Annotated in this window: 15 protein-coding genes; 14 read left to right on the forward strand and 1 reads right to left on the reverse strand. The window is 66.0% G+C overall.

Features of this window, described 5'->3' with window-relative positions; all coding sequences use genetic code 11:
* Positions 1–123 precede the first annotated feature (123 nt).
* The 12 genes from AX769_RS13595 to AX769_RS25295 all read left to right on the forward strand — a co-directional run bounded on the left by AX769_RS13595 (position 124) and on the right by AX769_RS25295 (position 9045).
* Entirely contained in the window at positions 124–630 is a 507-nt protein-coding gene (locus AX769_RS13595; protein WP_157887618.1) for a hypothetical protein, read from the forward strand.
* Complete coding sequence (locus AX769_RS13600) at positions 627–2057, forward strand: glutamate decarboxylase (protein ID WP_066280267.1); 1431 nt, start codon at positions 627–629, stop codon at positions 2055–2057. The genes AX769_RS13595 and AX769_RS13600 overlap by 4 nt, the downstream gene beginning before the upstream one ends.
* Positions 2054–3682: an amino acid permease gene (locus AX769_RS13605; RefSeq protein WP_204249214.1), complete on the forward strand. Its 1629-nt coding sequence runs from the start codon at positions 2054–2056 to the stop codon at positions 3680–3682. The genes AX769_RS13600 and AX769_RS13605 overlap by 4 nt, the downstream gene beginning before the upstream one ends.
* Before the next feature lie 39 nt (positions 3683–3721).
* On the forward strand, positions 3722–3841 hold the full coding sequence (locus AX769_RS26040; RefSeq protein ID WP_204249215.1) for an oleate hydratase: 120 nt from the start codon (positions 3722–3724) through the stop codon (positions 3839–3841).
* Between the two features lie 19 nt (positions 3842–3860).
* On the forward strand, positions 3861–4019 hold the full coding sequence (locus AX769_RS26045) for a hypothetical protein (protein ID WP_369824028.1): 159 nt from the start codon (positions 3861–3863) through the stop codon (positions 4017–4019).
* Complete coding sequence (locus tag AX769_RS13610; protein WP_066280270.1) at positions 4000–4209, forward strand: three-helix bundle dimerization domain-containing protein; 210 nt, start codon at positions 4000–4002, stop codon at positions 4207–4209. The genes AX769_RS26045 and AX769_RS13610 overlap by 20 nt, the downstream gene beginning before the upstream one ends.
* 202 nt (positions 4210–4411) lie before the next feature.
* Positions 4412–5809 carry an amino acid permease gene (locus AX769_RS13615; RefSeq protein WP_082763812.1) on the forward strand — a complete coding sequence of 466 codons (1398 nt, stop codon included), beginning with the start codon at positions 4412–4414 and terminating at the stop codon, positions 5807–5809.
* Positions 5806–7080, forward strand: coding sequence for an arginine deiminase (locus tag AX769_RS13620; RefSeq protein WP_066280273.1), 1275 nt, complete (start codon positions 5806–5808; stop codon positions 7078–7080). Before AX769_RS13615 ends, AX769_RS13620 begins: the two co-directional genes overlap by 4 nt.
* Positions 7077–8123, forward strand: a complete 1047-nt coding sequence (gene argF / locus AX769_RS13625; RefSeq protein WP_066280276.1) for an ornithine carbamoyltransferase — start codon at positions 7077–7079, stop codon at positions 8121–8123. Before AX769_RS13620 ends, argF begins: the two co-directional genes overlap by 4 nt.
* Positions 8120–8305 (forward strand): hypothetical protein, encoded by a 186-nt coding sequence (locus AX769_RS25285; RefSeq protein ID WP_239451789.1) that lies wholly within the window; start codon positions 8120–8122, stop codon positions 8303–8305. The genes argF and AX769_RS25285 overlap by 4 nt, the downstream gene beginning before the upstream one ends.
* A gap of 42 nt (positions 8306–8347) precedes the next feature.
* Positions 8348–8767 carry a hypothetical protein gene (locus AX769_RS25290; RefSeq protein ID WP_239451790.1) on the forward strand — a complete coding sequence of 140 codons (420 nt, stop codon included), beginning with the start codon at positions 8348–8350 and terminating at the stop codon, positions 8765–8767.
* A complete protein-coding gene (locus AX769_RS25295; protein ID WP_369824101.1) occupies positions 8764–9045 on the forward strand; it encodes a hypothetical protein in 282 nt (93 codons plus the stop codon). Before AX769_RS25290 ends, AX769_RS25295 begins: the two co-directional genes overlap by 4 nt.
* Before the next feature lie 213 nt (positions 9046–9258).
* Here AX769_RS25295 and AX769_RS13635 read toward each other — a convergent pair whose 3' ends face one another.
* Positions 9259–10365 (reverse strand): lysylphosphatidylglycerol synthase transmembrane domain-containing protein, encoded by a 1107-nt coding sequence (locus AX769_RS13635; RefSeq protein ID WP_082763813.1) that lies wholly within the window; start codon positions 10363–10365, stop codon positions 9259–9261.
* A 120-nt stretch (positions 10366–10485) separates the two neighbouring features.
* Here AX769_RS13635 and mgtA point away from each other — a divergent pair, with 120 nt between their 5' ends.
* Positions 10486–12978, forward strand: coding sequence for a magnesium-translocating P-type ATPase (mgtA, locus tag AX769_RS13640; protein WP_157887619.1), 2493 nt, complete (start codon positions 10486–10488; stop codon positions 12976–12978).
* Between the two features lie 659 nt (positions 12979–13637).
* Positions 13638–13967 (forward strand): hypothetical protein, encoded by a 330-nt coding sequence (locus tag AX769_RS24515; RefSeq protein ID WP_162269017.1) that lies wholly within the window; start codon positions 13638–13640, stop codon positions 13965–13967.
* Positions 13968–13981: the final 14 nt, after the last annotated feature.

Here is a 13981-nt window from a genome sequence, read left to right on the forward strand (position 1 = left end):
ACGAGCCTCTCCCCACCGGCCCCACCAGACCAGAGGCGGAGGTCCCGCCGCCCCGACGAATTGTTCGACGCGGTAGGACCTTCGCCCCTGGGGGTGATGCCGGACATCGTCGACGCTGTCCTCATGACCATTTCATCGACACGGGCACCGGGTGTTCTTCACCTGCCGACGACCAACCGGCTCATGTCTCGCCTCGCGGAACGGTTCCAGCAGTTCCACCTCGACGCTGGCACCCGCGGATCCGATGCCCCTCTGGGCAGGATCCTGCTCTTCTGCGGACCGGGCTGCAGCACCGCCCTCGTCGCAGACCACCTCGGCGCGGCTCTTGCCAGCGGCAACAGCGTCGTCGTCGGGTTCGTGGAAGAGCCCTCGTCATCACTGTCATTTTTTCTCGAAGCCCTCGCTCAGGCGTTGCCGACGAAGACATTCGAGTGCCTGACGACCACGGCCGGTCCGTGGAACCTGCTCTTGCCGGACATCTATGTCGTCGCCGTCCTCACCGCCCTGCACATCGTCGTTGCCGACGACAGCTACCGGCACGGAGCCACCTCACCCGGGCAGGGCTCCACCGCTGACCTTCTCAGTCTCTACACGACCACGCGCATCCTCACGAAAGAAGCCACCTCATGACCGACTTCACCACCCCCGCTATCGACGACCCGATGGACGACCTCTTCGCCACCGAACCCATGACCACGCCAGCCCCGAAGACACGGTTCCCGCAGCAAGAGCGCGAACCCCGCGAGATCTACCAGCTCGTCCGCGACGAACTGCTCCTCGACGGGGTCGCCCGGATGAACCTCGCCACCTTCTGCACCACGTGGGTCGAGCCCGAGGTGCGCCAACTGATGGCGGACTCGATCGACAAGAACATCGTCGACAAAGACGAGTACCCGCAGACCGCAGAACTCGAGACGCGCTGCATCCACATGCTCGCCGACCTCTTTCACTCCCCCGAGGCCGCGACCACGATGGGCACGTCGACCACGGGCTCGAGCGAGGCTGCCATGCTCGGAGGCCTCGCCGCCAAGTGGCGGTGGAAGGCCCGCAGGATCCAGGCCGGCAAGTCGACCACATCACCCAACATCGTCTGTGGCCCGGTCCAGGTCTGCTGGGAGAAGTTCGCCCGCTACTTCGACGTCGAGATCCGGCAGGCACCGATGACCGCGAATCACGTCCTGACCCCGGAGCAGGTCCTCGCCCGGGTCGATGAGAACACCATCGCCGTCATCGTCACCTTCGGGCAGACGTTCACGGGCCTGTTCGAAGACGTCGAAGCGATCAGCGGCGCCCTCGACGACCTCGAGAAGCGCACCGGGCAGAGCGTCGACATCCACGTCGACGCGGCCTCGGGCGGATTCGTGGCCCCGTTCTGCGCGCCCGACATCCTCTGGGACTTCCGGCTCCCCCGCGTGAAATCCATCAATGTCTCCGGGCACAAGACAGGACTCGCCCCAATTGGCAGCGGCTGGGTGATCTGGCGCGAAACGAAAGACCTCCCCGAGGAGCTCATCTTCAACGTCAACTACCTGGGCGGCCAGATGCCCACCTTCAACCTCAACTTCTCCCGGCCGGGCGGCCAAGTCGTCGCCTCCTATTACAACTTCCTCCGCCTCGGACGAGAGGGCTACAAGAAGGTGCAGTCCGCCACCTACGCCGTCGCCCAGCATCTCGCCGACGGCCTGGCCGCCACGGGCCGCTTCGACATCGTCTTCGGCGGCGACCCGCAGAACGGTATTCCCGCCGTCGCGTGGACACTCCACGACGACGACCAGAGCGCCTGGAACCTCTTCGACCTCGCCGAAGAGCTCCGCACCCGCGGTTGGCTCGTGCCCGCCTACACCCTCCCCGCCGACCTCGAGGAGACCATCCTGCAGCGCATCATCGTGCGCCACGGCCTCAGCATCGACATGGCCGACCTCGTGCTCGACGACATCGAGAAGGGCATGCGCAAGCTCGACATCCGGCCGCCGTCGGCACCCCTGAACGAGGAAGAGGGCCAGTCCTTCAACCACGACGCCACAGCCGTCGTCTCGAACGAGAAGGTCTCCTCATGAGCCAGCGACTCGACAGCCGACCGACCGCCTCCGGCCCGGCAGCCGATGGCCCCGGTGACCGGCAGGCGCCGTCGGCGAAGAAGATCGCCACGATGACCGTCCCAACGGTCGGATTCCTCACCGCGGCCGCCGTCGTCACCAGCCTCCGTGGCCTCCCGGTGATGGCAGCCGAGGAGTGGACGATGTTCGTCTACATCGGCTTCGCCGTCATCCTCTTCCTCATCCCCGCAGCCCTCGTCTCCGCCGAACTCGGCAGCGCCTTCTCCGACCGCAAGGGCGGCGTCTACACCTGGATCGGCGAAGCCTTCGGGCAGCGGTGGGGGTTCCTCGGGGTCTGGCTGCAATGGGTCCAGAACGTCGTCTGGTACCCGACCGGCCTCGCGTTCGCCGCAGCAGCCGCGGCCTATGCACTGAATGCGGCGGGACTCGCCGAAGCCCACATCTACGTCGGAATCTTCTGCATCGTCAGCTACTGGCTCGCGACCCTCCTCGCGTTGAAAGGCAACGCCCTGCTGGCCAAAGTCGCCAAGTACGGGTTCGTCATCGGCACCATCGTGCCCGGCGCCGTCCTCGTCGTCCTGTTTGTCTACTGGATCACCACCGGGCACACCCTCGGCTGGAACACCACCACCAACTCGGCCGTCACCCACGTCGTCAACGGATCGAGCGTTCCCCGGATCCTGCCGGCCCTCGCGGGTCTCGGCTCACTCGCGTTCCTCGGCAACATCATGCTGCTCTTCGCCGGCGTCGAAGCCCAAGCCGTGCACGTCGGCGAGATGAAGAACCCCAAGCGCGGCTTCCCCGCCGCCATGCTGCTCGCCTCCGTCGTCTCCGTCGCCGTGTTCCTGCTGGGGTCGATCGCCGTCGCCGGTCTCGTCCCCTACAAGAACATCGTCTTGCAGACCGGGGTCTTCGATGCCCTTGGAGTCGTGCTCGTCGGTCTCTGGCACGCCAACTGGATCGTCCAGATCCTCTCGGTGCTCATCTGCTACGGCGCCCTCAGCGGAGCACTGGCGTGGATCTCCGCACCCAGCCGAGCCCTCCTCGCCACGGCACACGACGGGTTGCTCCCTCCCATGATGCAGAAGACCAACAAGCAAGGAGTGCCCCGGAACATCCTGCTCATCCAGGCGCTGATCGTCACGGCCGTGTCGTCGATCTACCTCGTCACCAGCAACGTGAGCGCCGCGTTTTTCCTCATCTCCACCGTCACGATCAGCCTCTACATCGTGATGTACCTGTTTATGTACGCCGCCGCGATCCGGCTCCGCTACACCCAGCCGAACCTCTCCCGCGCGTTCAAGATCCCCTTCGGCAACGCCGGCATGTGGGTCGTCGCCGGCATCGGCTTCCTCGCTGTCGGCTTCTCGCTGCTGGTGTCGTTCTTCCCACCGACGCAGCTCCCGGTCGGCAACCCCGTCATGTACGTCGGCCTCGTCGCCGCCGGCCTGATCGTCTTCGTCAGCGCCGCCCTGCTGATCTTCCGCTTCCGCAAACCCAGCTGGAAAGAAGCCTCGCTCGGACACGACCGGCACGACGCCAGCTTCGAAGCCGCTCACGCACCTTCCGTGCCCGACAACACCGACACCATCGACACTCATCACCTCTCGGAGACGAAGTCATGACCGCGCACGCCAACAAGCGCCGACGAGCGCATCGACCAGATGTTCGGCAAGCACTTCTTCACGACCAACTTCTGGCAGATGTGGCCCACGACCTTCGCCTTCCAGAATTGGCACTCCGCCATCGAACTGCGACGGTATTTCCTCCGATTCGTCCAATGAACCGGGCACCGGTGCCCTCATGACGTGGGTCGACTCGGGCTGGCTGATGTCCATCGTCGTCTCCCACCAGCCGCACTTCCCCCACCTGCCGGCCGGGTACTCCGACCCCGGTGTCGATCCACGCCGTCGAATCGGCCCTCACATGAGCAGTCAGGCCCATGGCCGCCACCGTTCGTGAGCTCACCGTCGCGCAGGTCACCGCCCTCTTGACGCGACGCTTCCCCCTGAAGAACATCAGTCACGTCACCGAAACCGTCGCCGAGGAATACGACGCCCTCGCCGGCAACCCGATTCGCATCTACGTGCCGAATCTCGTCGAGCATGCTGCCCGGCACCGGCTCAGCCGCGAACCGGCCTTCACGACCTGATCGCTCACCCCCGGCCTCATCTTCATGGAACCCGATTGGCAGGCACTATGTCTGATCCGGGCGTGACTCCTCGAAGCCGACCCGTGTGTCGGCGGGAGAAGAGCTCTCCGGCAGGCCTGGGCCCCCCGAGTCCTGAGCCACAGTGCACAGGACGGGACCAAAGGCCCTCCCGGATCAGGTCGTCTGCGGCGAGAGTTCACGCATGACTTCACGCACACCGACCCCGGACAAGAAGCCACTGCTGGGTCTCCCGACCGCCTCCGCCCTGGTAGTCGGCTCGGTTATCGGAACTGGAGTCTTCGCCCTGCCTTCGGCGCTTGCGTCGTTCGGTCCCATCAGCCTCATCGCCTTCGCTCTCGTCACCGTCGGTGCTCTCGCCCTCGCTCTCGTCTTCGGGCGTCTGTCGATCAGGATCCCCGGATCCGGCGGCCCCTACCTCTACGCCCGCGCAGCATTCGGTGACTTCGCCGGATTCTTGAACGCCTGGAGCTACTGGGTGACCGCGTGGGCGGGCAACGCCCCGATCGTCGTCGCCCTCACCGGCTACGTCGAGGTGTTCGTCAACCGGGACCACAGCATCGTCGGATCCATCGTCATCGCGGTCATCGCCCTCTGGATCCCCGTCGTCGTCAATCTCTCGGGCGTCCGCAGCATGGGCGCGGCGCAGATGGTCCTGACCATCCTGAAGATCGTCCCCCTCGCTCTCGTCGCACTGGTCGGCCTCTTCTTCGTGAACCCCGCCAACTTCGGCCCCTTCGACTCGTCCGGCACCACCGTGTTCGGTGCCCTCGCCGGAGCCGGTGCCGTCGCCCTCTTCGCCTACCTCGGCATCGAGACCGCGTCGGTCGCGGCGGGACGCGTCAAGAACCCCACGAAGAACGTCCCCCGCGCCACCATCTGGGGAACGATCATCTGCGCGATCGTCTACCTCCTCGGCACCCTGGCCGTGTTCGGCACCGTCAGCAACGCGCACCTGCGCACCTCGACCGCGCCGTTCAGCGACGCCGCGACAGTCATCTTCGGCGGCACCTGGGCCGGCGACATCGTCGCCCTCGCCGCGATCGTCTCGGGGATCGGATGCCTGATCGCGTGGACGTTCATCGTCGGCGAGATGCCGAATGCCGCCGCAAAAGACGGCATGTTCCCGGCCGTCTTCGCCAAGGAACGACGCGGAGTCCCCGTCCTCGGAATCCTCGTCTCGACAATCCTGGCCACCCTCCTCACGGTCGTCGCCTACACGAGCTTCCAGGAGGTCTTCACGACCGTCGTCCTCCTGACGGTCTTCACCTCCGTGGTGCCCTACCTGTTCTCGGCGGCCGCCCAGATCTTCTGGCTGCTCAGCCGCCGCCGCCAGACCGCGTGGAAGCCCTTCGCCAAAGACATCACGATCTCCGGCCTCGCTCTCGCCTTCACCTTCTGGGCGTTGGCCGGCAGCGGACAGCAGGCCTGCTACTACGGCGTCTTCTGCTTCCTCCTCGGGGTCCCCCTCTACGTCTGGCTCCGGACCAGCAAGAACAAGACCGGCGCGCCACAGGCTGTCGTCGCCTCCGCACCACAATCCACCGGCACTCCCGTGCCTACCAAGGAGCTCATCCCATGACCGACACCGCTACAGCGACCGCGACAGCGACACCCGCGACCGGAACACTCGGGGTCCACTCCGAGATCGGAACCCTCCGGACGGTCATCCTGCACCGACCGGGGCTGGAACTCGATCGACTGACCCCGGCCAACCGCGAAGAGCTCCTCTTCGACGATGTCCTCTGGCCCTCCCGAGCTCGCTCCGAACACGATGGATTCACCGACGCCCTCGACAGCCGAGGTGTGAGAGTCCACCTCTTCAGCGATCTCCTCGCCGAGACGCTCGACATTCCTGCCGCCCGGGCGCAGATCCTCGACGAAGTCTGCTCGGCGCCCCTCCTGGGCTCTGTCCTCGCCCGCGAACTGGGGAAGGCCCTCGACGACCTGGAAGGCGACCGGCTCGCCGAGCTCCTCATCGGCGGCATCGTCAAGTCGGATCTGTCGCTCGGCCGAGGCGCGAGCCTCGCCCTCGACAACACCGCCGACGACGAGTTCCTCCTCCCCCCTCTGCCGAACACCCTGTTCCCGCGCGACAGCTCCGCCTGGATCTACGGCGGCGTCTCGGTCAACTCGATGGCCAAACCAGCGCGCATCCGGGAGATCAGCCACGTTCGAGCCGTTTACGAGCACCATCCCCTGTTCACCGACCAGGACTTCGAGCGCTACGACGACGCCGATTCGCCCACCCCTCGAGCAAGCATCGAAGGAGGCGACATCCACGTGCTCGGCGACGGACTCGTCCTGATCGGAATGGGCGAGCGCACCAGCGCCCCCGCCGTCGAGAACCTGGCGGCACGCCTGTTCGCCACCGCGCAGGCCACGCGAGTGGTCGCCGTCCGGTTGCCGAAATCTCACGCCATGATGCATCTGGACACGGTGATGACGAACATCGATCGCAACACGTTCATCATGACGCCGTCGCTCGACCCGGACCTCATGACCGCGTGGCTGCTCACTCCCGCGGGCGCAGCCGACCCGAGCGTGACAGTGGGTCAGCCGCAGAAGCTCTTCGACCTGCTCGCCGACGCGAGTGGGGTGCCGACGGTCCGGGTCCTGCGGCCGGACGAGGATGCTCGCGCAGCCGCCCGCGAGCAGTGGGACGACGCCACCAACTTCCTCACCATCGCCCCCGGCGTCGTCATCGGCTACGACCGCAACGTCGTCACGAACACCTACCTGCGTCGGAATGGCATTGAGGTGATCACCGTCGCCGGCAGCGAACTCGGCCGCGGTCGCGGCGGATCCCGCTGCATGACCTGCCCCATCGAGCGCGACGCGGTCCAGTCATGACCGGCATCGTCGACGCACCTCCTGCATTCACGCCCGCCAAGAGCCTCCTGAAGGACGGCGACCACAGCCCGGCGCAGGTACTGGCCACCCTCGACCTCGCCGATCGACTCAAAGCCCAGCGTCGGGCCGGCACCGAAACGCCTGGCCTGATGGGCAAGAACGTCGCCCTGGTCTTCGAGAAAGCCTCGACACGCACCCGGAGTGCGTTCGAGGTCGCCCTCCGTGACCAGGGCGGAGCCGGCGTCTACTTCGACTCGACCAGCAGCCACATGGGTTCGGGCGAATCCGTCGAAGACACCGCAAAGGTCCTCGGGCGCATGTTCGACGGCATCGCCTACCGCGGCTTCGACCAGACCGACGTCGAGCAGCTCGCCGAGTTCTCTGGCATCCCCGTCTGGAACGCCCTCACCGATCAGTGGCACCCCACCCAGGCCCTGGCAGACCTCATGACCATGCGGGAAAGCGCAGCCCGGGGGTTCGGCGACATGTCCGTCTGCTTCATCGGCGACTCCAGCGACAACGTGGCGCGCAGCCTCATGGTGTCGGCGGCGTCGCTCGGCGTCGACGTTCGGATCGCGTCGCCGGCGGGCTACCAACCAGACGATCGAACGATCGCCATGTCAGAGGAGGCAGCGAAGGCTTCGGGCGGATCGGTCACCGTCACGGCCGACATCGACACGGCCATCGACGGAGTCGACTTCCTCTACACCGACGTCTGGCTGAGCATGGGCGAGAAGGAGAGCCTCTGGGAGGAACGCATCACCGCCCTCCGGCCCTACCGCATCGACGAATCCGTGATCGATGCCACCCGGAATCCGCACGTGAAATTCATGCACTGCCTGCCGAGCTTCCACGACCGGGCGACCACCATCGGGCGAGCGGCATTCGAGAAGTACGGGCTCGACGGGATCGAGGTCTCCGACCACGTCTTCCGATCGGATCACTCGATCGTCTTCGAACAGGCGGAGAACCGGCTGCACACCATCAAGGCGCTGATGATCGAATCCCTCTCGCCCCGAAGCGTCACCGGGTCGCAGGCGTGAGGATCGTGGTCGCGCTCGGCGGCAACGCTCTCCTGCCCCGCGGCGGCCATCCGGACGCCCTCCCCCAGGTGGCGCGGCTGGATGCCGCCGCGCCGGCGCTGGCTCGCCTGGCGCAAGGACACGACATGGTCATCGTGCATGGAAACGGTCCGCAAGTGGGACTCCTGGCGGTCGAGAGCTAGAACGACAAAGGTCTCGTTCGCCCCTACCCGCTCAGCGATCTGGTGGCCGAGACTCAGGGGCTCATCGGCTCGTGGCTTCAGTCCGCCCTCCGAACCGGCGGCCTCACCAAGGAGGTCGCAGTGCTCGTCAGCTCGACCATGGTCGACCCGGACGATCCCGCCTTCCACACCCCGACGAAGTTCATCGGAGCCTCTTTTGACGAGTCCACCGCCAAACGGAATGTCGCTTCGTTCGGCTGGTCCGTTGCACAGGACGGGAACGCCTGGCGGCGCGTCGTCGCCTCCCCCCGACCCGTCTCGGTTCCCGCGACCGTGCTCGCGTCGCATCTCCTGGACGCCGGACACACGGTCGTCCTCGCCGGGGAGGTGGCATTCCCGTTGCCCGCCGAAACGGTGCCGACTACTTCGTCGAGGCGGTCGTCGACAAGGACCGCACCGCCGCCCTCATCGCCGAGACGCTGAGAGCTGACCTTCTCCTGATCCTGACCGATGTCACCGGCGTCCTGACCGATTTCGGAACGCCTGCAGCGGCCCTCGTCACCGCCGCCACACCCGACTCCCTCGCCCCGATGCCGTTTCCGGCGGGATCCATGGGCCCCAAGGTCGAGGCGGTCTCGGCGTTCGTCCGAGCCACCGGCCACCGTGCCGCGATCGGTCCTCTCGACGATGTCGAGTCGATCGTGGGCGGGACAGCAGGTACCCAGGTGACGGCCGATCGGCCGCTGGTTCACGAACCGTAGATCCGCGGAATGATCTCCGTCCGGGTCACTCCGTCCGGGCCGGGGAACGCGACCAGGATCGGAACCTGATCAGGACCCACACCTTCGATCAGTGAGAAAAACTCCACCTGCCGCCTTGTCACCTCTGCGGACATCGTTTTAGAACCGGACGGATCGGTCGAGTTCTGAGACGAACATGACAGCGGATGAGAGTCGCATGGGATGACCGACCTTTCAGATGGAGACGGGCGGACGAGTAGGTGCCTTACGGCGGAGAACCGTGACACGGAGGGACAGGTACGCGGCGGCTGCCAGTGGAATGGGTAGCCAGTACTCCATGAGCCGCCAGCCGACCACGCCCAGCAGGGCGACGGGCGCGGGGAACCCGAAGGCGACCAGGGCGGGCACCATGACGCCCTCGACAATTCCGATACCGCCGGGTGTGATTGGCAGCATCGCGAGAATGCTGCCGAGGCCGTACACGATCAGCAGCACACCTGGGCTGATCGGTGACCCGAATGCGGCCAGGACCACCCAGAGGGCGCCTGCATCCAGAAGCCAGTTCAGAGCTCCGAGGACGGCGAGACGAAGAAGACGTCGACTGTCCGAGAGCAACTCGGTGATCCGGGCCGCCATGATGAGGATGACTCGCTCGACGGCGTCGGGCTCGATGAGTGGAAGGCGTCCGGCCAGTTCGCGGGCGACCGTGACGGCTCGCCGCGAGTGTCGTGTCAGGATCCAGCACACCAGGATGGCGAGGACGAAGAAGGCGGCGACCATCACGGTCGCCACTGCGATGGCGGCGTTGGCGCCGAAGCTCGTGATCGACAGAACCAGGCCCGCGCCGAAGACGACTCCGAGCATCAGGTTCGATGCCGAGACTTCTATCGCCGCGCCCGTCAAGGCGTCGGCACTGGCCACGCCCACGCGCTTCAGCAACCCGAATCTGACAGCGGCGGAAGTGGTGCCCCCTCCGGGTACGACATGGTTGAGCCCCAGATCGGTCAGATCGATCCGCAGCAATGTCGAGTAGTGGGGTCGGCCCTGACCGAGGACGGTGGCCGTCATGCCACTGAACGCGACCAGGGACGCCAGCTCGAGGACGACCGCAAGCGCGACCAGTGGGACCGACAGCGACTCGAGGGTCGCAAGAGAACGCACCGCAGAGGAGTACTGCGGGATGACCACCAGCCACACGATGACGGCGAGGACAGCCAACGCCACGACGACGACCAGCCATCGGGGCGGATGCAGCAGCTGCGCCAGCTTGGCCGATCGCGCGCTGGGAACGCTTCCTGTCGCAGCGGCGACTGAGCGCGCACCTGCTGATCCTGGGGTCATTCACGAAGACTGTCATCAGCCCGGGCCGGCTCACAGAGCACAAGGTCCTGACCTCGTCGGAGAGCTACGGCGGGACCTATGGCACTGGGCTGGGGAGCGGGAACCGCCGAGAGTGGGCGGATGAGTACCCCCGCGATCCCCTTTTGGAGCCTTCAGCCCGGTCCGTTGACGGCCGACGTGAAGAGCCGAGACGCGACCGGGAGCAACGAGAACAGTGCTCGCGTGCACCGGAGCATGCTGTCTGCCAGGACAAGGAACCGGCTGAGAATTCTCGGGCGGCAGTTCACGAGCCCCATCACGTTGATCCTCATCGTCGCCGCTTTGATCGCCGCCGCCACCGGCGACACCGTGGACGGCACGATCATCGTCGTCATCGTCGTCGCCAGCGCACTTCTCGGCGCCTGGCAGGAAGGCCACGCGGCCGACGAGGTCGCCGCCCTGCTCGACCAGGTCACCGTCCGAGTCCACGTGCAGCGCCACGGCGCCACGATCGAGGTCGAGTCGAAAGACGTGGAGCCTCTCGACGTGGTCACCCTGACCGCAGGAGGCATCATCCCGGGAGACGGTCTGCTCCTTTCCGCCGTCGATCTGATGATCGACGAATCAGCTCTCACCGGCGAATCATTCCCGGTGGACAAGATCTCGGGGTCCGCCCTTCCGGCGGACACTGCCCTGAGCAGTCGCACGAACTCGGCATTCGCCGGCACACACGTGGTCAGTGGCACCGGATCGCTGCTCATCGTCAGCGTGGGCGCATCCACGACCTTCGGCCAGCTGTCGGCGTCGGTGGCGACTCGGCCGCCGGTGACCAGCTTCGAGACCGGTATCAAGCGGTTCGGCCTCCTGCTCTTGCGCGTGATGCTCGTCCTCGTCGCAGCCACCCTGATCATCAACCTGCTCCTGCAACGGCCGCTGATCGACTCGCTGCTGTTCGCCCTCGCCCTCGCGGTCGGCATCACCCCGCAGATGCTCCCGGTCGTCGTCGCCATCAGCCTCGCCGCCGGAGCGCGCCGCCTCGCGAGAAGCCAGGTGATCGTCAAACGCCTCGATGTCATCGAAGACCTCGGCGCGATGAGCGTCCTCTGCACCGACAAAACCGGCACGCTCACCGACGGCTCCATCGAAATCGACCGAGCCCTCGACCCTCACGGCGCCGTCAGCAGCACCGTGCTCGACCTCGCCAGCCTCAACGCCGGCCTCCAGAAGGGGTACCCCAACCCGATGGACCTGGCGATCCTGCAGCGGCAACCCCTCCCCGCCGGCGCCACCGCCCTCGACGAGGTGCCCTACGACTTCCAACGCAAACGCCTCAGCGTCGTCAGTGACGTCGACGGCGTGAGAACCCTGATCACGAAAGGCGCCCTGGACTCCATCCTGAGCTGCTGTACCACGGTGGAAGATCCGATTTCCGGCGCGGCCGCCCTCAACACGGTGATCGACTCCGTCAACGAGCTCGCGAAGTCCCTTGGCGGTCAGGGCGCACGCGTCATCGGATTGGCCACACGCACCTTGGCCGACGATCATCCCGTCGACATCCACGACGAAACAGGACTCACCTTCCGAGGTCTCCTGGTGTTCCTTGACCCGGTGAAGAAAGACGCCCGAGCGTCAATGCTCGACCTCGAGACGCTCGGCATCACCCTGAAAGTCATCACGGGCGACAACCGGTTCGTGACCGCGTCGGTCGCCAAGGATCTCGGGCTGCAGAGCGACGTCGTCCTCGGCAGTGCGATCGGCGCCGCCCACCCGGCCGACCTGCAGAACCTCGTCACCCGGAATTCGCTCTTCGCCGAAGTCGAGCCCGCGCACAAGATCGCCATCGTCGCGGCCCTCCGCCGAAGCGGCGCCACCGTCGGTTACCTCGGCGACGGCATCAACGACGCCGGCGCCCTCCACACCGCCGACGTCGGCCTCTCCGTGAACACCGCCGTCGATGTCGCCAAGGAGGCCGCCGCCGTCATCCTGCTCACCCGAGAACTGTCCGTGGTCGCCACGGGAGTGCGCCTCGGGCGGCGAACCTTCGCCAACACCCTGAAATACGTGCGGGTGGCTGCGAGTGCGAACTTCGGCAACATCCTCAGCATGGTCATCGCCGCGGCCATCCTCCCGTTCCTGCCGATGTTGCCCGCACAGATCCTCTTGCTCAACTTCATGTCGGACATCCCCAATACGCTCGTCTCCCGCGACCGGGTCGACGACGAACGGCTCCGGACGGCCGGAAAATGGAACATGAAGGCTGTCACGCGCTTCATGATCCTCTTCGGCGCCGTCAGCACCGTCTTCGACCTGGCCACCTTCGCCCTGCTCGAATGGGGGTTCCGGGCCGACGCGACGCTGTTCCACTCGGGCTGGTTCGTCGAATCCGGGCTCACCCAGTTCGTCGCCATGATGACCCTCCGCACCAGCCGACACGTGTGGCGCAGCCGACCCGACAAGATCTTCTTGGTCGTCAGCGCAGCGATAGCCGCCGTGACCCTGATCCTGCCGTTCTCGCCGCTGGCAGGCCTCCTCGGCTTCGAGGCCCTTCCCCTCGGGTTCATCGGACTGCTTTTCGGCGTCGCCGTTCTCTACGCGGCCGCGAACGAGATCGTCAAGAGGTTCTTCCACTTCTGATCACGGTCGCTTCCACTGCGTTGACGGGGCCACTGCGAGCTGCGGCGGAGTCTCGTCTTCGTGAGAATCGGTCGACACCCCTAGGTCGGCAACGGACTCAGGAGTAACGTCTCACTCGGTTGCCCCAGCCCCAGGTCGCCACATCAGATCGCCCTTTTTCTGTATCCGTGCGCGCGAATGTCCGCTTTGTTTAGACGCGCACATCAGGATCTGCCGATTGCGACCGCTGGAGGAGTGGTCGTCGTAGGGCGATGTTCCGGTGACTTTCTCATCTGCGGCCGCCGCTGCCACGACGCACCGGCGATGACCGTCCGTCCACTCGCCCGCCGTGGCTTCACTCGGTGCGCCCGCGGACGGCCGAAGACCCGAAATGAGCATCCATGTTCGATCCCATCGGTTCCGAGCCCATCCCCGCCCCACCCGAAACGCCAACTCATCTGCGAGCCCCGACTGATAAGACCACCCCGGAACAGGATGCCGGACGAGCAACAATGGCCCTTCTGGCAGAACGGTTCTCGGCAGTCGAAACATCGGAGTCCGATCGGGATGTGACGGCTGCGTTCGGCGACTTCTCAACCGACGCCGGCATTGTGTTCAACACCCCGGTAGCCTCGCGCCCGCTTGCCGTGGGCCGCACCGGTCGTCGGTCCGGTCTGACTGTGATCGCCGAACCCGAATGCGGGACGGCCTTCCTCGCTCGACACATCGCGGCAGCGTTGGTCGCACACAACATCGTCTCGGTTTCGCTCCTGCAATCGCCTACACCCGCGCTCTCTCGCATGCTGCTCATCCTGGAAGACACCGTCCCCGATTCGTTCGTCGCCATCACGAAAAACGGTCAAGAGTCGTGGGCCCGTGTTCCCTCCGGTAGCGCCCTCGCCATCCTGACTCCTGGTGCTGTCTACTTCGAGGGTCGGGAGCCGGTGGTCTTCGACCCGTCCCTGTCACGTCTGGACTCGCGCCTCAGCCTCGTGTCGACGTACGGCTAGCATCCGCGCTGGTG

This window comes from Frondihabitans sp. PAMC 28766 (assembly GCF_001577365.1).
Classification (GTDB): domain Bacteria; phylum Actinomycetota; class Actinomycetes; order Actinomycetales; family Microbacteriaceae; genus Frondihabitans.

Excerpts from the sequence above, each read along its gene's own strand:
- AX769_RS26045 (WP_369824028.1), top strand. The coding sequence starts at position 3,861 with ATGACGTGGGTCGACTCGGGCTGGCTGATGTCCATCGTCGTCTCCCAC.
- AX769_RS13635 (WP_082763813.1), bottom strand. The coding sequence starts at position 10,365 with ATGACCCCAGGATCAGCAGGTGCGCGCTCAGTCGCCGCTGCGACAGGA.
- AX769_RS13620 (WP_066280273.1), top strand. The coding sequence starts at position 5,806 with ATGACCGACACCGCTACAGCGACCGCGACAGCGACACCCGCGACCGGA.
- AX769_RS13610 (WP_066280270.1), top strand. The coding sequence starts at position 4,000 with ATGGCCGCCACCGTTCGTGAGCTCACCGTCGCGCAGGTCACCGCCCTC.
- AX769_RS13615 (WP_082763812.1), top strand. The coding sequence starts at position 4,412 with ATGACTTCACGCACACCGACCCCGGACAAGAAGCCACTGCTGGGTCTC.
- AX769_RS13595 (WP_157887618.1), top strand. The coding sequence starts at position 124 with ATGACCATTTCATCGACACGGGCACCGGGTGTTCTTCACCTGCCGACG.
- AX769_RS13605 (WP_204249214.1), top strand. The coding sequence starts at position 2,054 with ATGAGCCAGCGACTCGACAGCCGACCGACCGCCTCCGGCCCGGCAGCC.
- mgtA (WP_157887619.1), top strand. The coding sequence starts at position 10,486 with ATGAGTACCCCCGCGATCCCCTTTTGGAGCCTTCAGCCCGGTCCGTTG.
- AX769_RS26040 (WP_204249215.1), top strand. The coding sequence starts at position 3,722 with ATGTTCGGCAAGCACTTCTTCACGACCAACTTCTGGCAGATGTGGCCC.
- argF (WP_066280276.1), top strand. The coding sequence starts at position 7,077 with ATGACCGGCATCGTCGACGCACCTCCTGCATTCACGCCCGCCAAGAGC.
- AX769_RS13600 (WP_066280267.1), top strand. The coding sequence starts at position 627 with ATGACCGACTTCACCACCCCCGCTATCGACGACCCGATGGACGACCTC.